Consider the following 20,036-nt stretch of genomic DNA (forward strand, 5'->3'; position numbering starts at 1 on the left):
GAACACCAGCTCGACGCCGTAGCGCGCCAGCATCTCCGCAACCAGGTCTCCCATGTGGGCCATCGGTAGTCTCCTTCCTCGAAAGTCCGGGCGTTTCGCCCTTCGGTTTCCTTCGGACGCGCTCCGCCCTTCGCCGAACCGGCCGGTCGGGCCGATGCGACGGGGAGGAAGCGATCGTGATCGCCTGTTCGATGCCCGGCGGCTTCGTTTTGCGAGGGACGGGGCGGGCCGAGGAAGCTCGGCGCCGACGCCGTCAGCTCACGATGAAATGCAGCCGGGCGTGATCCGTCCTGTAGACGGCGGTGTAGTACTCGATCGGTTCGTCGGTCTGCATGTAGGAGATCGACTCGATCGCGATGACCGGCGCCCCCTTGGGGATGCCGAGCAACTTGGCCTGTTCGGCGGTGGCGGAGGCGGCCTCGAGCCAGCGTTCCGCCCGCCGCATGGTGATGCCGTAGCGCCGCGCCAGCGTCTCGTAGAGCGAGCGGTTGTGCATCGGCACCTGTTCGAAGCCGGGCGCCAGCCGCGACACGACGTAGGTCAGGACGAGGATGCGCGGCACGCCGTCGACCGCCAGTACGCGATCGAGCGCCACCACCGGCTCGTCGGGCGAGGCGAGGTTCAGCATCTCGCGCGCCCGCTCGGTCGGCTTCGACAGTTCCTGCCGCAGGATGGTGCGGCTGATGGCGTGGTCGGTGTGATGCAGTTCGCCGGAGAAGCCGATGTTGGAGCCGAGGAAGCCCTGGTCGTCGCGCTTGCCGGCGACGAAGGCGCCCTTGCCCTGCAGCTTGTAGATGACGCGCTCGTAGACGAGTTGGTTGAGCGCTTCGCGCACCACCGTCCGCGACACGCCGAAGAGATCGCAGAGCTCGGATTCCGACGGCAGGCGGGCATTCTCGCCGAGTTGCTCGGTGACGATCATGGTCTGAATCGCCGTCTTGAGCTGCGACCACAGGGGCAGGCCCGAACCGGCCTCGCGGGGGGCGAGCGGCTTGAGGCTGGCGAGGAGATCGGGGCTCGAACGCGATGCGCGGCGGCGGGTCTCTGTCATCTCGGGCGTCCCTGAACGTCGTGGTTGTCGCCGAGGACGTCGGCGGCCGCCTGCGCCTCCTCCGCGCGACGCTCCGGCGACCACCCGAGGGCGGTGCCGACGACGTCGGCGAGTTCGGCGAGGGCGTCCGACGTCGCTCGACCGTGCAGGGCGACGAGGGTTCGCCGCAGCACGATGTCGACAAGATGCACGACGCGCTCGTTCTTCGCCAGAAAGGCGATCTCCTGGCGCGAGTGATCGGGCAGGTGGACGAGGGGAATTTCGGTTTCGCCGGCAAAATGCGCGAGCATCGCCGTCATGCCGGTGCCGTAGCGGTCGAAGAGGATCGCCGCGCGGGCCAGGGGGATGCGGAAACGCGCCGCGGTCGCCGCCACATGGGAGCCGACGTCGGCAGGCCAGTCGGCACCGCCGCCGATCGGCACGCCGGCGGTGGAGCACCGGCGCGGGCGGTCGAGGATCTTCAGCACCGCGTCGGCGATCTCCTCGCCGCAGGCACGGAAGGTCGTCCACTTGCCGCCGACCAGCGACAGGACCGGGAAGGGTCGGTCGCCCTCGGGCTCGAAGACGCGGATCGAATGATCGCGGCTGATCGCGCCGGCGACGCCGTCGCTCGCCGGCAACGGGCGGACGCCGGCGTAGGTGTGGACGATCTGGGCGACGTCGAGGTCGAGACCGGGCATCACCTCCTTCATCACGCCGAAGAGATAGTCGATTTCGGCGGGCGAACAGACCACGTCGCCGGGATCGTCGGTGCGCAGATCGGTGGTACCGAGCAGGACGTGGTCGCCGTCGAGCGGGTAGGCGAGGCAGATGCGGTGGTCCGGGGTCTCGAAATAGAGCATGCAGCCGTCGAGCGCCTCGACGAAGGCGCGGTGGCGCAAGACCAGATGCGAGCCCTTGGTGCCGCCGATCAGCCTCTCGCGGATGCCGAGGTCGAGGTCGACCTCGTCGACGCGGGCGCCGGCGCAGTTGACGACGACGCGGGGGTGGACGGTGAAGCACTCGCCGCTCTCGGCGTCCGTCAGCACGACGGCGTCGCCGCGTCGTCCGGCGACCGCGACGTAGGTCGCCGCCATCGCGTCGGGGCAGACCGCCTCGGCTTGCGCGAGAAGCTCGTAGCCGAGCCGTTCGGGGGCGACGAGGCGGGCGTCGTGGTATTCGCCCATGTAGCGGATCGACGGATCGAGGCCGCGCATCGTCCGGCGGAATTCGCGCTTCGGCACCATGCGGTGGAGCGGCATGGTGCGGTCGCGGCGGCCGAAGAGGTCGTAGACCATCAGCCCGAGCGCCACGACGAGCGCGCCCTTCGGTCCGGGCGAGCGCACCAGGCCGAGGAAACGGCCGGCCGAGGCGAAGAGGCCGCTCATCAGATCGCGCATCGGGATGCGGACACGAATCGGGCGGACGAGATGGGGCGCGTCGAGAAGGAGGCGATTGCGCTCCTCGACCGACTCGCGCACCAGGGCGAATTCGCCGATCTCGAGGTAGCGCAGGCCGCCGTGGATCAGACGCGAGGAGGCCGAGCTCGTCGCCGAACAGACGTCGCCGCGGTCGACCATCAGGGCGGGAACGCCCTGGAAGGCGAGATCGCGGAACGTGCCGATGCCGTTGATCCCGGCGCCGATGATCAGGACCTCGGGGCTTCTTCCGGAACGCAGGACGTCGAGGATGGAATCGCGGGACGGCATCGAGAGCTCCGGTCGAAGCGGTTGGCGTGGGATCGGTGGGCGAAGGCTTCCCGCCTGCGAGGTGGCGATGGATGCTCCGATCTCGTTATTACAAGTTCAAGGGCATCACACCCTGTCTGAGCTGTCAATGGGAGACGATCGACAAATTTCGCCGGATCTCATCGTTTGAAAAAAGCACCAAAGGGGCATTGACGCGTCGATCGCTCTCGATATGATCCAACATGTAATGACGTGTTGAACACGCAAACGAATGATCGGCCGGCAATGTCCGGCCAGGAGGAAAGCCATGAGGGAGCGTCTGATCGGCATCGATGCCGGCGGGACGATGACGAAGGCGGCGCTCTTCGATCTCGACGGGCGGGAACTCGCCTGCGAGCGCCGTCCGAACCAGATGTTGTTTCCGGCGCCCGGCCACACCGAGCGCGACCCCGAACGCATGTGGCGGGCGGCCTGCGAATCCATCGCCTCGGTGCTCGAGGCGACCGGAACCTCGCCCGACGACGTGGTCGCGGTGTCCTGCTCGGGCTACGGCAGCGGCATCTATCTGACCGACGAGAACGGTGATCCGGTGCGTCCGGGCGTCGTCTCGACCGACAGCCGTGCCGCCGGCCTCGTCGCCGAATGGGAAGGCAACGGCCGCGCCGGCGTCTCCGCCCGGCGCATCCAGCAGCGCATCTGGCCGGGTCAGGCGATCGCGCTGATGGCCTGGTTCTCCCGCTACGAGCCCGAGGTCGTCGCCCGCACCCGCCGCGTCCTCTTCTGCAAGGACTTCCTGCGCGGTCGGCTCTGCGGCGACTTCTCGACCGATCCGACCGACGCCGGCATCGCCGGGGCGATCGACGTCGCGACCGGCACCTATTCCCGCGAGATCTTCGCCGACCTCGGCATTCCCGAATGGCTCGAGCGGATGCCGGAGATCGGCCCCTCGGCCGAGGTGGTCGGCCGCGTCACCGCCGCGGCGGCGCTCCAGACCGGCCTCAAGGAGGGGACGCCCGTGGTGCGCGGCGTCGTCGACGTCGCGGCCGCCGCGCTCGCCTCCGGCGTCGTCGGCCCCGATCGGCTGTCGATGATCGCCGGCACCTTCTCGATCAATTCGACGCTGCACCAGGCGCCGCGCCTGTCGGTCGTGCCCTTCCTGCAGATGCCCTATCCGGTCGGCGACCAGATCCTGGCGACGGAAGGGGCGGCGACCTCGGCGTCGAATTTCGAATGGTTCTGCCGCGAGATCCTCGACGGCGAGGCTCATCGCGCGGTCTCGGCCGGGCTCTCGGTCTACGACGTCTGCAACGACTACGTCTGCGAGGCGCTCGACCGCGACAACGACATCGTCTTCTTCCCCTATCTCTTCGGCGGCCCCGGCGGCGCGCCGGCGGGCCTTCTCGGCGTCAAGCGCTCCGACCGGCTCGGCGACGTGCTGCGCGCGGTCTTCGAGGGCATCGCCTATGCCCACCGGGTCGACATCGAACGGCTGCTCTCGGGGTACGACGCGGCGAAGCCGACGTCGATCCGACTGGCGGGCGGTGCGTCGCGTTCGGAGATCTGGACGCAGATGTTCGCCGACGTGCTCGGCCTGCCGATCGAGGTGACCGACGGTACCGAGCTCGGCGCCCGCGGCGTCGCCATCGCTTCCGCGGTGGCGATCGGCGCCCATCCCGATTTCGAGACGGCGATCGCCCGCATGGTCCGCGTGCGCCGCCGTTGCGAGCCCTCGGCCGCGCGCCATGCCGCGCACGCGCCGAAATTCGCTCGCTTCCAGGCGCTCACCCGGGCGCTCGCGAGGGACTGGGCCGCCGGCTGAGGCCGCCCCTTCCACACCCCGTCACGACGCCGCGCGGAACCCGCTTCCGCGTGCGGAGGACCCTTTTGCCATGTCGACCCGCGATCCGACCGATCGCGGGAACCCGACCCCATGCACCGACGGAACCCGATCGAGGCGCACATGTCGTTGTCGCTCCAAGGCATTTCACTAGCATCCGGAGGCGAGTGGCACCTCCGGGACATCGATCTCTCGCTGGAGCGAGGGACGGTGAACGTCCTCCTCGGACCGACGCGCTCGGGCAAGACCTCGCTGATGCGGGTGATGGCGGGGCTCGATCGGCCGACCGAGGGCCGGGTTCTCGCCGACGGGCGCGACGTCACCGGCCAGCCGGTCGAACGGCGTTCGGTCGCCATGGTCTACCAGCAGTTCATCAACTACCCGAGCCTGAGCGTCTACGAGAACATCGCCTCGCCGCTGCGGGTGCAGAAGGTGGCGGCGGACCGGATCGATGCCGAGGTGCGGGCCGCCGCGCGGCTCCTCAAGCTCGAGGCTCATCTCGACAAGACGCCGTTGAAGCTCTCGGGCGGTCAACAGCAGCGCTGCGCCATCGCCCGGGCGGTGGTGCGCGGTGCCGATCTCGTCCTGCTCGACGAGCCGCTCGCCAACCTCGACTACAAGCTGCGCGAAGAGCTGCGCGAGGAACTGCCGCGGATCTTCGCCGAGACGGGGGCGATCTTCGTCTATGCCACGACCGAGCCGGCGGAGGCGCTGCTGCTCGGCGGCAACACGATCTGCCTCGGCGAGGGGCGCATCCTGCAACACGGACCCGCCGCCGAAACCTATCGCCGGCCGGCCTCGCTCGCCGCCGCGCAGACCTTCTCCGATCCGCCGATGAACGCCATGGCGATCACCAAACACGGCGACGCGGTGCGTCTGCCCTCGGGGGCGGAGGCGTCGGCGCTCGGACCGCTCGGCGCTCTGCCGGACGGCGACTATGTCGTCGGCATCCGCGCCCACGACCTGCGGCTGGCGCCGGGCGAGGTCGAGACGATCGAACTCGTCGGCACCGTCGACGTCACCGAGATCACCGGCTCGGAGAGCTACGTCCACGTCCACACCGGCCCCCTGCGCTGGGTGGCGCTGACGCCCGGCGTCCACGAGATCGCCCCCGGCGCGCCGATCGCGATCCACGTCGATCCCGCCCGTCTCTTCGTCTTCAGCCCCGACGGCCGTGTGGTGTCCGCCCCCGGCGCCCGTCCGTCCGCGTGAGAGGTCGACCATGGCCCGCATCGAACTCGCCGACCTCGCCCATGCCTACGGGCCGAACCCGCAGCAGCCCTCCGACTACGCGCTGAAGCCGATGAACACGGTCTGGCGCCAGGGCGGCGCCTATGCGCTGCTCGGGCCGTCGGGCTGCGGCAAGACCACGCTGCTCAACATCATCTCGGGTCTCGTCACGCCGTCGCACGGTGCCGTCCGTTTCGACGGGACCGACGTGACGCGGCTGCCGACCGAGAAGCGCAACATCGCCCAGGTGTTCCAGTTCCCGGTCGTCTACGACACGATGACCGTCTACGAGAACCTCGCCTTCCCCTTGCGCAATCGTGGGCTCGCGCCGGGGCTGGTCGACGAGCGGGTGCGCGAGATCGCCGGGCTCCTCGATCTCGGCGACGATCTCGGCCAGCGCGCCCGCGGGCTCGGCGCCGACGCCAAGCAGAAGATCTCGCTCGGACGCGGTCTCGTACGGCCCGACGTCGCGGCCATCCTCTTCGACGAGCCGCTGACGGTGATCGATCCGGCGCTGAAGTGGGAGCTGCGTTCGAAGCTCAAGGCGCTGCATCGCCGCCTCGACATCACGATGATCTACGTCACCCACGACCAGACCGAGGCGCTGACCTTCGCCGACACGGTGGTGGTCATGCACGACGGCGCCATCGTCCAATCGGGCCGCCCGGACGAGCTCTACGACCGGCCGGAACACACGTTCGTCGGCCACTTCATCGGCTCGCCCGGCATGAACATCCTGCCCGCCCGCGTCGAAGGCGCCGTCGCCCACGTGGGGGGTTGCGCGGTTTCGCTCGCGCGCGGCCTTTCCCGACCGCCGCAGGGCGACCGCATCGAGATCGGCATCCGTCCCGAACACGTCCGGCTCACCCGCGCGACGGGTCATCCGGCGACGATCGAGCGGATCGACGACCTCGGCCGCGTCCGCTACGCGCGCGTCCTCTTCGAGGGGCGAAAGCTCTCGGTCCTGGTACCCGACGGCGAGATTCCGGCCGGTCCCGAGGCCCGGATCGCCTTCGATCCCGCACAGATCCACGTCTATGCCGACAGCCGGCGGGTGGGGTGAGAGATGACCAAATCCTTCGACAACCGAGCCTGGTTCTTCGTCCTGCCGGTGTTCCTGCTGGTCGCCTTCAACGCGGTTCTGCCGCTGATGACGGTGGTGAACTACTCGTTCCAGGACACGTTCGGCAACAACCAGTTCTTCTGGAACGGCACCGCCTGGTACTCCGAGCTGCTCGACCCGTCGAGCGAACTCGGCGGCCGTTTCTGGGAAGCGCTGGGGCGTTCCACTGCCTTCTCGGCGACGATCCTCGCCATCGAGGTGCCGCTCGGCATCCTGGTCGCGCTGTGCATGCCGCGCACCGGCACCAGCCTCGCCTTCGCGCTGGTCCTGATGGCGCTGCCACTGCTCGTGCCGTGGAACGTCGTCGGCATGATCTGGCTGCTCTACACCCGCGCCGACATCGGTCTCTTCGGCTGGCTGCTGAATGCCGTCGGTCTCGACTTCAACCCGACCAGCAACGTCGTCGACGCCTGGGTGGTGCTGGTGGTGATGGACGTCTGGCACTGGACGAGCCTCGTCGGGCTCCTGTGCTTCGCCGGGCTGAAGTCGATCCCCGACGCCTATTACCAGGCCGCCCGCATCGACGGCGCCTCGCGGCTCGACGTGTTCCGCCGCATCGAACTGCCCAAGCTCGGCCGCGTGCTGCTGATCGGCGTGCTGCTGCGCTTCATGGACAGTTTCATGATCTACACCGAGCCCTTCGTGGTCACCGGCGGCGGGCCGGGCAACTCCACGACCGTGCTCTCCATCGACCTCGTCAAGATCGCGCTCGGTCAGTTCGACCTCGGCAAGGCGGCTGCGATGTCGATCGTCTACACGCTCATCGTCCTGACGGTCAGCTGGGTGTTCTACACCGCGATCGTCGCCAGAGACAGCCGGGAGGCCTGACCATGAACCTCCGTCGCCTCATCTTCTATTCCTACCTCTTCTGCCTGATGATGCCGATCTATTGGCTGATCAACCTGTCCTTCAAGGGCAACGTCGAGATCTCCACCTCGATGACGCTCTGGCCGACGCTGCCGACGCTGAAGAACTACGCGGTGATCTTCACCTCGCCGGAATGGATCGACGGCTTCGCCTTCTCGCTCGGCTACGTCGGGCTGAACACGATCCTGTCGATCTCCGTCGCCCTGCCGGCGGCCTATGCCTTCTCGCGCTGGCGCTTCGTCGGCGACAAGCACCTGTTCTTCTGGCTGCTCACCAACCGGATGGCGCCGCCGGCGGTCTTTGCGCTGCCCTACTTCAATCTCTATTCGTCGGTCGGGCTCTTCGACAGTGTGTGGGCCGTGGCGCTCGCCCACTGCATCTTCAACGTGCCGCTGGCGGTGTGGATCCTCGAGGGCTTCATCTCGGGCGTGCCGCGCGAGATCGACGAGACGGCGCGGATCGACGGCTATTCCTTCCCGAAGTTCTTCGGAAAGATCTTCCTGCCGCTGATCGCCAACGGCATCGGCGTCGCCGCCTTCTTCTGCTTCATGTTCTCGTGGGTCGAGCTGCTGCTCGCCCGCACGCTGACCAACAGCAGAGCCATCTCCTCGATCATGACCCGCTCGGTGTCGGCCTCCGGCATCGACTGGGGCCTGCTCGCCGCCGCCGGCGCGCTCACCCTGATCCCCGGGGCGCTCGTGATCTGGTTCGTCCGCAATCATATCGCCAAGGGCTTCGCCCTCGGCCGCGTGTGAGGTTTGCCATGGACACCGCATGGATGGCCTGGACCTGGCAGACGGGTCTGTTCTTCGCCGTGATCGCCGCGACGCTCGCCGTGATGACCGTGCTCGCGGTCCGCGCGCCCGAGATCGAACGCGTCGGCGTGCTCGGCTTCCCGACGACACGGGGCGACCGCCTGTTCGTCTCGCTGCTCGGCGCCGCCTTCATCCATCTCGCCTGGCTCGCCCTGACCGGGAGCGACCTCGTCTGGGCGACCGGCCTCTCTCTCGTCTGGGCGACGGCGGTGTTCCGCCGCGTCTGAGACGTCGAGACCAGCAGCCGGCGGAATGCGTCCGAAGCCGGCTCGTCGACAAGAACAGGGCGCGAAAGCTGAGGAAACGACCATGAAGAGAGCATTCGGCATTTCATTGGCGACGCTCGCGATCGCCATGTCCGCCCACGCGGCGCGCGCCGACGAGGCGGCGGCCGCCAAGTGGGTGGACACCGAGTTCCAACCTTCGACGCTCTCCAAGGACGAGCAGCTGAAGGAGCTGAAGTGGTTCGCCGACGCCGCCAAGCCCTTCAAGGGCATGGAGATCTCGATCGTCTCGGAATCGCTGACGACGCACGACTACGAATCGAAGGTGCTGACCAAGGCCTTCGAGGAGATCACCGGCATCAAGGTGAAGCACGACATCATCCAGGAGGGCGATCTCGTCGAGAAGCTGCAGACGGCGCTGCAGTCGGGCAAGTCGGTCTACGACGGCTGGATCAACGACTCGGACTTCATCGGCACCCATCCGCGCTACAACCAGACGGTCAACCTGACCGATTGGATGGCGGGCGAGGCCAAGGACGTCACCGATCCGATGCTCGATCTGAACGACTTCATCGGCAAGTCCTTCACCTCGTGGATCGACGGCAAGCTCTATCAGCTGCCCGACCAGCAGTTCGCCAACCTCTACTGGTTCCGTTACGACTGGTTCACCCGCCCCGACATCAAGGCGAAGTTCAAGGCCAAGTACGGCTACGAGCTCGGCGTGCCGGTCAACTGGTCGGCCTATGAGGACATCGCCGAGTTCTTCACCAACGACATCAAGGAGATCGACGGCGTCAAGGTCTATGGCCACATGGACTACGGCAAGAAGGACCCGTCGCTGGGCTGGCGCTTCACCGACGCCTGGCTGTCGATGGCCGGCAACGGCGACAAGGGCCTGCCCAACGGTCGCCCGGTCGACGAGTGGGGCATCCGCATGGAAGGCTGCAACCCGGTCGGCTCTTCGGTCGAACGCGGCGGCGACACCAACGGTCCGGCCTCCGTCTATGCCGTCACCAAGTATCTCGAATGGCTGAAGAAATACGCCCCGCCCCAGGCGGCCGGCATGACCTTCTACGACTCGGCGCTGATCCCGGCCCAGGGCAACGTCGCCCAGCAGATGTTCTGGTACACCGCCTTCACCGCCGACATGGTCAAGCCCGGCCCGGTGGTGAACGCCGACGGCACGCCGAAGTGGCGCATGGCGCCCTCGCCCCATGGTGCCTACTGGAAGGAAGGCATGAAGCTCGGCTATCAGGACGTCGGCTCGTTGACGCTTCTCAAGTCGACCCCGGTCGAGCGACGCAAGGCCGCCTGGCTCTACCAGCAGTTCATCGTGTCGAAGGTCGTCAGCCTCAAGAAGAGCCACGTCGGCCTGACCTTCATCCGTGAATCGGACATCTGGGACAAGTCCTTCACCGAACGGGCGCCGAAGCTCGGCGGTCTGATCGAGTTCTACCGCTCGCCGGCCCGCGTGCAGTGGACCCCGACCGGCGTCAACGTGCCGGACTACGCCAAGCTGTCGCAGCTGTGGTGGCAGAACATCGGCGACGCCTCCTCGGGCGCCAAGACGCCGCAGCAGGCGATGGATGCGCTCGCGACCGCACAGGATTCGGTGCTGGAGCGTCTCGAGAAGTCGGGCGTGCAGGGCGCCTGCGGTCCGAAGATGAACAAGAAGCAGAGCGCCGAGTACTGGTTCTCCAAGTCGGAGAAGGACGGCAACATCGCCCCGCAGCGCAAGCTCGCCAACGAGCGGCCGAAGCCGGAGACCGTCGACTACGACACGCTGATCAAGTCCTGGCCGGCCAACCCGCCGAAGAAGGGCTGATCGCTCTCACCCGTCGAGACGTCTCGTCCCGGGGGACCGCCGCGCGCGCCGCGGCGTCCTCCGGGACGAGGTACGTCGGCCGGTGTGAGGGATTCTTCGGCGAACACGCCCCCCAAGGATTGCCTAAAATGTCGAATTGCCGTTTGAACATAGTATGTTAGACGGCAATCGTCATTGACGAAGGCTCGGTCGTTCGCGTCACGGACCGCATTGCGCCGAAGGCGGACGCTCCGGAGGCGCAGGGCCGGCTGCGAGAGAGCGTTTCAGGCACTCTCGCGTTCGACGACGCGGAAGCCGATGTCGATCACCCGCTCGCCGAGCGGGTCGCCGTCCAACTCGCGCAGGATCGCCTCCGCCGCCGCCGTGCCGATCCGGTGGCGATCGAAGAAGATCGAGGTGAGCGACGGCGAGATCGTCGAGCTGTTCGGGAAGTCGCCGAAGCCCACGATCGCAACGTCTTCCGGAACCCGAAGACCACGGACCAGAGCCTCGGTGATCGCGCCTTGAGCGAGGGGGTCGGAGGTGCAGAACAGGGCCTTCGGCAGGCGACCGCCGTCGGCGAGTGCGGCGAAGGCCTCGCGGCCGAGGCGATGGCTGCCGGGCGTGTCGGTGGTCTCGACCGCACGCGGGGCGATGCCGCGCTCGTCGAGCGCCTCGAGGAAGCCGGCGCGCCGCCGGAGCGCTCGGGTGTCCGAGGCGGCGATCACGGCGAGATCGTCATGGCCGCGGCCGAGGAGATGCAGCGCCGCCGCCCGTCCGGCCTTCTCATGGCTGAAGCCGATGACGATGTCGATCGGCGACGGCGTGAGGTCCCAGCACTCCACCACCGGGATCCGCGCGGTGAGCAACTGACGGCGGACCCTGGCGGAGTGATCGATGCCCGTCAGGACCACGGCGTCCGGCCGGCGGCCGAGGATCGCCGCGACCAGTTCCTCCTCGTGCGGCCGATCGAAGCCGGTCAGGCCGAGGAGAACCTCGTAGCCCGCCTCGCGCAGCCGGTCGGTCAGGGTTTCGATCGCCTCGGCGAACATCGCCGTGCCGATGCTCGGCACGATCGCGGCCACCAGCCGGCTGCGGTTCGAGGCGAGCCCGCCGGCCAGCAGATTGGGGACGTAGCCGATCTGCTCGATCGCGGCGCGGACCTTCTCGAGCGTCTTCGGCGACACCATGTCGGGCCGGTTGATCGCTCGCGACACCGTCGCCGGGTGGACGCCGACCAGCCGCGCGACGTCGTCGAGGGTCGCGCCCTCGACGCCGATCGCCTCCTTCGACGGCGACACGACGTTCTTTCCGGCCGGCGGTTCCGACGACTGCGACATGCGACGATCCCGATCTGTCCGGTCTGTCCTAGCCGTCTTCGCCGTCTCTCCGCAAGCACCCCGGGCAGCGACGCCCCGACGCGCCCGCCTATGCAAGCACTTGTATGAGACGCCAGACGGATGCGCTCGGAAGGATGGCGCGCCGAGGTGGCCTCGAAACGGTCCGGACACATGTCGATACGGCGTGAATTTCTGCGACGAAATGGCCATATCGATCGAAATCAGGCACTTGTCGCCGATCGGCCGCGGCGCGCGCGGAATCCGCCCGGAAACCGCTCGACAGCACAAAATGCAAGCGCTAGCATTCTCCGTGTCGCGAGATCTCCGGCGCCGTCGCGCCGGTTCGCGGGCGAGGACGTCGGTTCTCGGCCGTGGTGGGGTCGCGCGTCGATCGGTGCCCTCGCGGGATCGCGGGCGGCGTCGGTTTCAAGAACCAGAGACAAACGAATCCGGCACGTCGCGTGACCGGAAACAGGGTTCGTCGCGCCGAAAGAGCCGGCGACCGGCTTCGAGGGAGGCCACAATGACCGAGACCATACGAGCGGTGGGTCGCACCAACGCGCGCTACGTGATTCTCTTCCTGATCTTCATCGTCACGACCTTCAACTACGTCGACCGCGCCACCCTTTCGATCGCCGCACCGGCGATGCGCAAGGAACTGGGCTTCGACGCGGTGTCGATGGGCCTCGCCTTCTCCGCCTTCGGCTGGGCCTACACTTCGATGCAGATCCCCGGCGGCTGGGTGCTCGACAAGTACGGCGCCCGCATCGTCTACGGCGTCGGCCTGATCGTCTGGTCGATCTTCACCTTCATGCAGGGCTTCGTCGGGCTGGTCACATGGTCCTTCGCGGCACTCTTCGCCCTGCGCTTCCTGATGGGCATCGCCGAATCCCCGGCGTTTCCGGCCAACAGCCGCCTGACGGTGATGTGGTTCCCCAACCACGAACGGGCCTTCGCGACGTCGATCTTCCAGTCGGCGCAGTATTTCGCGCTCGCCGCCTTCACGCCGCTGATGACCTGGACGCTCGCCGCCCACGGTTGGCACTTCATCTTCTACTGGACCGGCGCGCTCGGCGTGGTGATCGGCCTGTTCTGGCTGAAGTGGGTGCGCGAGCCGCGCCAGCATCCCGGCGTCAACCAGGCCGAACTCGACTACATCGAGGCCGGCGGCGGTCTGCCGACCATGGGCGAGAAGAAAGCCCCGGTCCGCTGGGCCGACGTCAAGGCGCTGATCTCCAACCGTATGTTGATCGGCATCTACATCGGCCAGTTCTGCCTGACCACCATCACCTGGTTCTTCCTGACCTGGTTCCCGACCTATCTGATCGAGGCCAAGGGCATGTCGATCCTCAAGGTCGGCCTGGTCGCCGCCATCCCCGCCATCGCCGGCTTCGTCGGCGGTCTGACCGGCGGCGTCTGGTCGGACTGGCTGCTGCGCCGCGGGTGCTCGCTGACGCTCGCCCGCAAGCTGCCGATCATCACCGGGCTGCTGTTCTCCTCGTCGATCGTCGCCGCCAACTGGGTCGATTCGACCACGCTGGTGATCGTGGTGATGAGCGTCGCCTTCTTCGCCAAGGGCATCGGCAATCTCGGCTGGTGCATCGTCGGCGACGTCTCGCCCAAGGAGATCATGGGCATCTCCGGCGGCATCTTCAATCTGTGCGGCAACCTCGCCTCGATCGTCACGCCGATCATGATCGGCTGGATCGTCAAGGAGATGGGCTCGTTCGACCTCGCCCTCGTCTATGTCGGCGTGCTCGCCCTCGTCGGCGCCGTCTCCTATCTCGTCGTCGTCGGACCGCTGAAGCGGCTCGAACTCGGCGAGACGGCACAGGGCTGACCCGACCACCTCCGACGGGCGGCGGCGGCCGCCGCCCGGTCCCCCACCTTCATCGGACCACTCCCATGACCACCGAAACCATCTCCTGGATCAAGCTCCACTCGACCTATCTGCCGCTGAAGAACCCGATCAGCGACGCCAAGGTGCTGACCGGCCGGCAGAAGCCGATGACCGAGATCGCCATCCTGTTCTGCGAGATCGAGACGACCGAGGGCCATCGCGGTCTCGGCTTCTCCTATTCCAAGCGCGCCGGCGGCCCCGGCCAGTATGCGCATGCCTGCGAGATCGCTCCCGCCCTTCTCGGCGAGGATCCGAACGACATCGCCAAGGCCTGGGACAAGCTCGCCTGGGCCGGCGCCTCGGTCGGCCGTTCCGGCATCGCGGTGCAGGCGATCGGCGCCTTCGACGTGGCGCTGTGGGACATGAAGGCGAAGCGCGCCGGCCTGTCGCTGGCCAAGCTCCTCGGCGCCCAGCGCGACAGCGTGCGCTGCTACAACACCTCCGGCGGCTTCCTGCACACGCCGCTCGAGGAACTGCTCGTCAACACCGACGCGTCGCGCGAGAAGGGCATCGGCGGCATCAAGCTGAAGGTCGGTCAGCCCGACTGGCAGAAGGACATCGAGCGCGTCTCGAAGGTGCGCGCCCATCTCGGCCCGACCTTCCCGCTGATGGTCGACGCCAATCAGCAGTGGGATCGCCCGACCGCGATGCGCATGGGCCGGATCTTCGAACAGTACGACCTGATCTGGATCGAGGAGCCGCTCGACTGCTACGACGCGAGCGGCCACGCCGCCCTCGCGAGCGCCCTCGACACGCCGATCGCCACCGGCGAGATGCTGACCTCGCTCGCCGAGCACTGGGACTTCATCCGCCAGAACGGCGCCGACTTCCTGATGCCCGACGGCCCGCGCGTCGGCGGCATCACGCCCTTCCTGAAGGTCGCCTCGCTCGCCGAGTTCTCCGGCATGACCATCGCGCCCCACTTCTCGATGGAACTCCACGTCCACCTCGCCGCCGCCATGCAGCGCGAGCCCTGGGTCGAGCATTTCGAGTGGCTGGAGCCGCTGTTCAACGAGCGGCTCGAGGTCGAAAACGGCCGGATGATCGTGCCGACCCGTCCGGGTCTCGGTGTCTCGATGAGCGAGCAGGCCCACGCCTGGACCCGCGCGAGCGCCGAATTCGGCAAGCGTGCCTGAAGATCACGACGACCGAAGGCTCGGGCGGCCCTTCTGAACGAAGGGTTGCCCGAGCCGAGAACGGGCGAGACGACCACGCGGTTCGAACCGGCAGGACGACGACCGGCCACATCGGGTCGTCCCCAGTCGACGACCGTTCGTGAGAGGCCGGCGCCCCCTCGTTGCCATCGGGTGGGCCAGTCAGCCGAAGAGATCGGCGAGACTCGTGAGGTGGCCGGCGAGCCCACCACCGCCAACCGCATCTCCGGCCCGATCGGCACGGCGATCATGTCCTTGGCGACCTGCTCGCCGAGCCGAACGCCCGCGTCGTAGCGCCGGGCGACGATGTCGACGAAGCCGGCGTCGACCGTGAGTTCCACCTTGATGTCCGGGTGGCTCGGCAGGACGCGCCCGAGCGCGGGCAACGGGACCCGATCGGGCGCGGCGCATCGCAGCGGCTCCCGCTCCGCGTTTTCATCGTCGTTCGGAGGACGAGCCATGACCCCGAACGTGCTCGGCTGGGCCGCCCCTGCGCCCGAGGCGCCGTTGGCCCCTCGGCATCTCGAACGGCGCGACCCGCGTCCCGACGACGTGGTGATCGACATCCTCGGTGCGGCGTCTGCCATTCCGATCTGCACAACGTCCAGAACGACCGGGGTCGCTCGAACTATCCGATGGTTTCCGGCCACGAGATCATCGGGCGGGTATAGGCGATCGGCTCGCATCGTCATCTCCACCGATCCCGACGAGATGGCGTCGGTCGCCGACACGTTCGATCCGATCATCGACACGGTGCCCTATGTCGACGACGTGAACCCCGACATCCCGACGCCGGCGACCGACGGCACGCTCGTTCTCGTCGGCTGTCTCGGACCGCTGGAGCCGGCGCTGGATTCGATGCCGATGGTGTTCCGCCGCAAGGCGGTGGCCGGTTCGCTGATCGGCGGCATCCGGGATACGCAGGAGATGCTCGACTTCTGTGGGGGCACGACATCACGGCCGACGTCGAGGTGACCCGCATACAGGACACGGCGACAAACCGTTGTCTTTCGGACGCTATCGGATGATCTCGGAGAGAGAAGTGGTGCGCGGAAGGGCATCGAATAGCGCAGCTAACTTGCCGATCTAATTGTAAAAACAAACGAATGGGTAACAGATATTACTCAATATTTTACCCGACTTCACCAATGTGCAGTGGTGCGGTTCCGTATTCGGCAATTTTCCGGTGTCGCTATGATCCGCTATGGAGCGTATTTCGTCGATTATCGAGCTATGCAAAGAGTTCGGTACTAGCGGATTTCAGTGATCACGAGTGTGTTACTGCGCCTTGAGCGCGTACATTATTCGCGAGTGTTGAACGGGCATTTTGCCCAAGCCAGCATATGCCGGTTCATCTGTTTCCGACCATCCCCACCATAGTGGCCTGCGCCTCGCACGCGCGGATCGCGCCTTCGATGAAGCGCCAGGGGCCGTCACCCGGTTCGGCTGTGAATTCGAGCATGTCGACGCACGGTGCCGTGCTCGCACCACTGCGCTCCAACCGGACCAGACCGTTCGTCGCGCGAAGTGTCGTCTGGCGCTCAGTCCGAACCTTCAGCCGATAGCTCACGCCTTCCACGAACTTCAGCGTGGCGCCATCGGAGGCGATGAGGGTTCGCTCTTCGGGCGGTGCGACCGGTTGCCGTGGCTGGGGCGTCATATCGGGCGCTGCGGGTGGTGCCACCGAGGATGCAACGGGTGACGGCAGAGACCTCGCCGTCTTCTCGACTGGCGCGTTCGCTTGCCGTGTCGGCCGTTGGATCGCCCCGGCGACGATGACGGCGAGCACATAGGCAGCGAGCAGGCCGCCGGTCATCGCTCCGGCCCGGCCGCCTTGGCTCACGAACTTGAAGATCAGCGCGAGGCAGATCAGGACACCGATCGTCGCGAGCGGCGCAGCGAAGACCGCAGCGCGCACCGGCGGCAGGACGACGGTCATCAGGCCGAACAGCAAGAGCGACGCCGACATCAGGCCGCCCTTGTCGTTCTTGAGGGCGACGGAGATCGCGAGCCCGAGAAGCGACCCAGCGACGATCAGCAGACTGACGATATTGAGTTCAACGAGAAGCGAGCCGATCCCCATGAGCGCAGCGACGAGCAGGGCGACGCCCTTGAGCCCGCTGCGGGCCGTTCGTACCAGGTAGGCGAAGAGATCATCCCACCCGAGCTTGGCCCACTGCACCCGCTCACCGGCGTTCCACGCTTCCTGCCGCTTGGCGCGAATGCGCTCTTCATAGTCCTCCGAAGCACGGCGGAGATTTTCGAGTTCTTCGTCGATGTCGCGATCGGTGTCTGGTCTATCGGTGCCGCGATGTGCCTCCTCTCGCGGAGATGTCCGTGCGGTGTCGTCACGCTCGCTCTGCCGGCGGCGCTTCAGCTCTCCGAGCACGAAGGCGTAGGCCGCGTTGAGTTCGACCATAGCCTCGTGCGAGCCGCCCATGTCGGGGTGACGCGTCTTGCACGCCCTTCGATATGCGGCGCGAACCTGGTCGAGGCTCGCCCCCTGCGCCACCCCGAGCACTGTATACGGATCGGGCATGGTGCGACCCGTATCAGTTGGACAGTTGCCGGACGGGAGCGTCGGTCGACAGGGGATACGTGAACATCTTGGTGAAGCTCGGTTTCTTGCCGAGCATCAACGTCAGAGAAAGCTGTGCCGTCGGCGAGCCGGGATTGGGCGCCTCGCACTCCGCCATGATGATGGTGCCGCCTGCCTTGCCGCCGCTCGGCACGTAGATGCCGCGTGGCTCCCCGCCGCCGATCGGCGCGGCATAGGCGATGGCGGTCGGGGGCGGCAGCAGGGGCAGGCCGCTGGTCGTCGACTCGACCTCGGTGCAGGACCCGATGGCGAGCCCCTGCTGCGAGATGCCGATGTAGAGGTTCATCCCCGAGTCGTTGGCGATCGAATAGGTGATCGAGGTTCGCCAGAGTCGATGGTAGGGGACCTTCTCCGCGATCGCAGAGGCGGTGAGCTTGAAGCTCTCCGGCACCAACTGCTCCTGCAAGGCCTCTGGGTTCTGGATGATCTGGGCACTGGCCAAGACAGGCAGCAGCAACGCAGCCGCGAAGACGATCACCTGACGCATGCGAGCCCCCGTCGGTGAGAAACCTTCCATTGCAATCCGAGGATGCAGTCGATCTCGCATTCGAGCAAGGCGGAAAACTGCGTGTGCTGCAACCGGAGGGCTCATCGGGCGAGAGTGTGAGAGACAGTCTTCGATCAGGTCGCCAAATCCGCGAGCGCGAGATCCTCGTGCCCAACGCGGCGCCACGGCGCGGTGAAGAGATGCCCGCTCGGAGGTGCTGCTCGCAGGAAATCATGCATGCCCGGCTCCGCGCGAAAGCCGAACATCACACTGCGACCGTTGCGGGCGATGCGCGCGAGCGCGGTCATCATCGAGCGCAGGCGGGCATCGCTCGGTGTGACGAAGAGCACCGTCAGGTTGTCGATACCGAACCAGTCGTCGATGACGCCCGCTGCGACGATTTCGCGGTACGCCAGGAACTTCGGAACGATCACCTTGGTGATGCTCTCGGTGCCGCGGTCGGCTTCGACGGCGAAGACGCGACGGCCGATCGCAAAGAGCGCATCGGGCTCGATGAAGGTGCGGCGATCGAGCGTCACGGGAATGCGCATCGGCCGCTTCTCGGCGCGCGTCGAGGTGGGTGCGGCAGTCATGAGATCGATGTGCGTGTGGAACGTTGCGCCGGCCCGCCGAGCGCCGATCTCGATGTCGACCATGAGATCGCAGACCAAGTGATCGTGAGCGAGCCGATAGATGCGCGACGGTGCTTTGCTGTTGCCGCCGACCCGACAGGCGGCGACCCAGGGCTCGGATGGGATCACCCCGCGGATCTGCAACAGCACCTCTGCCTCGACCCCGAGTGCATGCATGTCTTCGACGACGAGGTGATCGGCGAAGACGACATCCTCGCCGAGGCGTCGCAGCCAGTGCGACAGCTGTCCGGCTGTTGCGTGCCACAACTCGCCGAGCCGCGCGCGGGTGATGATCGGGTGGCGCGAGCCGAAGGCGATGAGCTGGCGGGTCGTCAGTTGGCTGTAGCGGGCCAAGGGTTCGAAGATGTCGCGGATGTCGGCGTCGGTGACGCGTATGCCGCGATCCAGGGCTTCACGCCTGAGATGTGAGCGCCGTTTTCGTGTCGCGAGTGGTTCCATGGCGCAGATATTCGACATGGTGCGGGACCACGTAAACGTCACGGATGAGCGGGAGTGGCTTCGGATGTGCCGTAGTGCCGACGAATGCTCATGCGATCACATTTTTCGGCGCTTTCAATCAGGATCGCGCCGCGGCCGGCGCGGGCTGGCCGCGGAACCGGCGCCTGACGATGTCTCTTCGCGCAGCGGTGAGGCATAGAGGTCGCGGTTACGCTGCCGGACGACGGCGCGCTCTGCCGACGTCATCCGCTCGAAGCCGGCGAGCGCATCGAAGGGGAAGGTGAGCCCGATCGCGCGGGGCGTCACACCGCGCAGGTAACAGGCGAAGGACCCGACCTTCTGGTCGCGGATGAAATCCGGCGTGCAGTTCATGTCGCGCGCCATCGCCGCGCGATCGGCGCCTTCGAGTGACGACGCCATCTTTATGCTGGTGTTCGCAGCGAGTGCCCGCAAGACCGGCGCCTCGATCTGTCCGAGATACTGATGCGCGAGCAGCATGGCGATCTTCTGCTGCCTTGCCTCCGCGAGGATGACCTGAATCTTCGGATCGTTGCGAATGTAGTTGTGGCACTCGTCGACATAGACGTAGCAGGGAAGGCGCGATGCGACCGGCAACGTCGCCCGCTGCGCCGCGGCTTGGTTGATCAGCGCCAGAAAGAAGCGGCCGAACAGTTCCGCGCCCTCGTCCTTCAAGAGGCTCTTCTCGGCGTTGATCAGGATCACTTTGCCGGGCGTGTTGATCTCGGTGAAGAAGTCGACCTTCGATCGCGGGTGACGTTGCCCCCAAGTTTTATCCAGTTCTGAGTTCGCTCTGGCGGATGGGATTGCCTTGTTGGGCGGGGTGCGC

Annotated in this window: 16 protein-coding genes and 2 pseudogenes; 10 read left to right on the plus strand and 8 right to left on the minus strand. The window is 66.9% G+C overall.

Features of this window, described 5'->3' with window-relative positions:
• Window positions 1–253: 253 nt before the first annotated feature.
• Together ACT53U_RS19355 and ACT53U_RS19360 are read right to left on the minus strand one after the other, a co-directional pair.
• Window positions 254–1,051 carry a GntR family transcriptional regulator gene (locus tag ACT53U_RS19355; protein ID WP_476133834.1) on the minus strand — a complete coding sequence of 266 codons (798 nt, stop codon included), beginning with the start codon at window positions 1,049–1,051 and terminating at the stop codon, window positions 254–256.
• The gene (locus ACT53U_RS19360; RefSeq protein ID WP_476157564.1) at window positions 1,048–2,739 is read right to left on the minus strand and encodes a glycerol-3-phosphate dehydrogenase/oxidase; all 1,692 of its coding nucleotides are present in this window, start codon (window positions 2,737–2,739) and stop codon (window positions 1,048–1,050) included. Before ACT53U_RS19360 ends, ACT53U_RS19355 begins: the two co-directional genes overlap by 4 nt.
• 286 nt (window positions 2,740–3,025) lie before the next feature.
• Between ACT53U_RS19360 and ACT53U_RS19365 the strand changes: the two genes are divergently transcribed.
• The 7 genes from ACT53U_RS19365 (at window position 3,026) to ACT53U_RS19395 (ending at window position 10,639) form a co-directional block, all read left to right on the plus strand.
• Window positions 3,026–4,537 (plus strand): FGGY-family carbohydrate kinase, encoded by a 1,512-nt coding sequence (locus ACT53U_RS19365; RefSeq protein WP_476157565.1) that lies wholly within the window; start codon window positions 3,026–3,028, stop codon window positions 4,535–4,537.
• A gap of 141 nt (window positions 4,538–4,678) precedes the next feature.
• On the plus strand, window positions 4,679–5,767 hold the full coding sequence (locus ACT53U_RS19370; protein ID WP_476157566.1) for an ABC transporter ATP-binding protein: 1,089 nt from the start codon (window positions 4,679–4,681) through the stop codon (window positions 5,765–5,767).
• Between the two features lie 10 nt (window positions 5,768–5,777).
• Complete coding sequence (locus ACT53U_RS19375) at window positions 5,778–6,848, plus strand: ABC transporter ATP-binding protein (RefSeq protein WP_476157567.1); 1,071 nt, start codon at window positions 5,778–5,780, stop codon at window positions 6,846–6,848.
• A 3-nt stretch (window positions 6,849–6,851) separates the two neighbouring features.
• On the plus strand, window positions 6,852–7,736 hold the full coding sequence (locus tag ACT53U_RS19380) for a carbohydrate ABC transporter permease (RefSeq protein WP_476157569.1): 885 nt from the start codon (window positions 6,852–6,854) through the stop codon (window positions 7,734–7,736).
• Window positions 7,737–7,738: 2 nt separating this feature from the next.
• Window positions 7,739–8,530, plus strand: a complete 792-nt coding sequence (locus tag ACT53U_RS19385) for a carbohydrate ABC transporter permease (RefSeq protein ID WP_476157570.1) — start codon at window positions 7,739–7,741, stop codon at window positions 8,528–8,530.
• Window positions 8,531–8,538: 8 nt separating this feature from the next.
• Window positions 8,539–8,817 carry a DUF2160 domain-containing protein gene (locus ACT53U_RS19390; protein ID WP_476157572.1) on the plus strand — a complete coding sequence of 93 codons (279 nt, stop codon included), beginning with the start codon at window positions 8,539–8,541 and terminating at the stop codon, window positions 8,815–8,817.
• A gap of 127 nt (window positions 8,818–8,944) precedes the next feature.
• Window positions 8,945–10,639 (plus strand): ABC transporter substrate-binding protein, encoded by a 1,695-nt coding sequence (locus ACT53U_RS19395; RefSeq protein ID WP_476157583.1) that lies wholly within the window; start codon window positions 8,945–8,947, stop codon window positions 10,637–10,639.
• A 263-nt stretch (window positions 10,640–10,902) separates the two neighbouring features.
• Here the strand turns inward: ACT53U_RS19395 and ACT53U_RS19400 are convergent, their stop codons facing one another.
• Window positions 10,903–11,958, minus strand: coding sequence for a LacI family DNA-binding transcriptional regulator (locus ACT53U_RS19400; protein ID WP_476157573.1), 1,056 nt, complete (start codon window positions 11,956–11,958; stop codon window positions 10,903–10,905).
• Between the two features lie 523 nt (window positions 11,959–12,481).
• On the opposite strand from ACT53U_RS19400, the gene ACT53U_RS19405 reads away from it, so the two are divergent.
• Window positions 12,482–13,798, plus strand: coding sequence for an MFS transporter (locus tag ACT53U_RS19405; RefSeq protein WP_476157575.1), 1,317 nt, complete (start codon window positions 12,482–12,484; stop codon window positions 13,796–13,798).
• Between the two features lie 65 nt (window positions 13,799–13,863).
• Window positions 13,864–14,994: an L-talarate/galactarate dehydratase gene (locus ACT53U_RS19410; RefSeq protein ID WP_476157577.1), complete on the plus strand. Its 1,131-nt coding sequence runs from the start codon at window positions 13,864–13,866 to the stop codon at window positions 14,992–14,994.
• Window positions 14,995–15,188: 194 nt separating this feature from the next.
• Here the strand turns inward: ACT53U_RS19410 and ACT53U_RS19415 are convergent.
• A pseudogene (locus tag ACT53U_RS19415) lies at window positions 15,189–15,416 on the minus strand (LysR family transcriptional regulator); the annotation flags it as partial.
• Between the two features lie 55 nt (window positions 15,417–15,471).
• Here ACT53U_RS19415 and ACT53U_RS19420 point away from each other — a divergent pair.
• A complete protein-coding gene (locus ACT53U_RS19420; protein ID WP_476157579.1) occupies window positions 15,472–15,987 on the plus strand; it encodes a hypothetical protein in 516 nt (171 codons plus the stop codon).
• 376 nt (window positions 15,988–16,363) lie between these two features.
• On the opposite strand, the gene ACT53U_RS19425 is transcribed toward ACT53U_RS19420, so the two are convergent.
• The 4 genes and pseudogenes from ACT53U_RS19425 to ACT53U_RS19440 all read right to left on the minus strand — a co-directional run.
• A complete protein-coding gene (locus tag ACT53U_RS19425) occupies window positions 16,364–17,551 on the minus strand; it encodes a J domain-containing protein (RefSeq protein ID WP_476157580.1) in 1,188 nt (395 codons plus the stop codon).
• 13 nt (window positions 17,552–17,564) lie between these two features.
• Window positions 17,565–18,098, minus strand: coding sequence for a hypothetical protein (locus tag ACT53U_RS19430; RefSeq protein WP_476157581.1), 534 nt, complete (start codon window positions 18,096–18,098; stop codon window positions 17,565–17,567).
• 134 nt (window positions 18,099–18,232) lie between these two features.
• Window positions 18,233–19,207 (minus strand): replication-relaxation family protein, encoded by a 975-nt coding sequence (locus ACT53U_RS19435; RefSeq protein WP_476157582.1) that lies wholly within the window; start codon window positions 19,205–19,207, stop codon window positions 18,233–18,235.
• Between the two features lie 96 nt (window positions 19,208–19,303).
• Window positions 19,304–20,036 (minus strand): annotated as a pseudogene (locus ACT53U_RS19440) (hypothetical protein); the annotation flags it as partial.

The organism is Pinisolibacter sp. DMC19 (assembly GCF_056313985.1).

What these genes read in the sequence shown, in the direction of transcription:
- ACT53U_RS19365 (WP_476157565.1), top strand. Translation starts at nt 3,026, where the DNA reads ATGAGGGAGCGTCTGATCGGCATCGATGCCGGCGGGACGATGACGAAG.
- ACT53U_RS19380 (WP_476157569.1), top strand. Translation starts at nt 6,852, where the DNA reads ATGACCAAATCCTTCGACAACCGAGCCTGGTTCTTCGTCCTGCCGGTG.
- ACT53U_RS19355 (WP_476133834.1), bottom strand. Translation starts at nt 1,051, where the DNA reads ATGACAGAGACCCGCCGCCGCGCATCGCGTTCGAGCCCCGATCTCCTC.
- ACT53U_RS19385 (WP_476157570.1), top strand. Translation starts at nt 7,739, where the DNA reads ATGAACCTCCGTCGCCTCATCTTCTATTCCTACCTCTTCTGCCTGATG.
- ACT53U_RS19425 (WP_476157580.1), bottom strand. Translation starts at nt 17,551, where the DNA reads ATGCCCGATCCGTATACAGTGCTCGGGGTGGCGCAGGGGGCGAGCCTC.
- ACT53U_RS19360 (WP_476157564.1), bottom strand. Translation starts at nt 2,739, where the DNA reads ATGCCGTCCCGCGATTCCATCCTCGACGTCCTGCGTTCCGGAAGAAGC.
- ACT53U_RS19405 (WP_476157575.1), top strand. Translation starts at nt 12,482, where the DNA reads ATGACCGAGACCATACGAGCGGTGGGTCGCACCAACGCGCGCTACGTG.
- ACT53U_RS19410 (WP_476157577.1), top strand. Translation starts at nt 13,864, where the DNA reads ATGACCACCGAAACCATCTCCTGGATCAAGCTCCACTCGACCTATCTG.
- ACT53U_RS19435 (WP_476157582.1), bottom strand. Translation starts at nt 19,207, where the DNA reads ATGTCGAATATCTGCGCCATGGAACCACTCGCGACACGAAAACGGCGC.
- ACT53U_RS19375 (WP_476157567.1), top strand. Translation starts at nt 5,778, where the DNA reads ATGGCCCGCATCGAACTCGCCGACCTCGCCCATGCCTACGGGCCGAAC.
- ACT53U_RS19395 (WP_476157583.1), top strand. Translation starts at nt 8,945, where the DNA reads ATGTCCGCCCACGCGGCGCGCGCCGACGAGGCGGCGGCCGCCAAGTGG.
- ACT53U_RS19390 (WP_476157572.1), top strand. Translation starts at nt 8,539, where the DNA reads ATGGACACCGCATGGATGGCCTGGACCTGGCAGACGGGTCTGTTCTTC.
- ACT53U_RS19420 (WP_476157579.1), top strand. Translation starts at nt 15,472, where the DNA reads ATGACCCCGAACGTGCTCGGCTGGGCCGCCCCTGCGCCCGAGGCGCCG.
- ACT53U_RS19370 (WP_476157566.1), top strand. Translation starts at nt 4,679, where the DNA reads ATGTCGTTGTCGCTCCAAGGCATTTCACTAGCATCCGGAGGCGAGTGG.
- ACT53U_RS19400 (WP_476157573.1), bottom strand. Translation starts at nt 11,958, where the DNA reads ATGTCGCAGTCGTCGGAACCGCCGGCCGGAAAGAACGTCGTGTCGCCG.
- ACT53U_RS19430 (WP_476157581.1), bottom strand. Translation starts at nt 18,098, where the DNA reads ATGCGTCAGGTGATCGTCTTCGCGGCTGCGTTGCTGCTGCCTGTCTTG.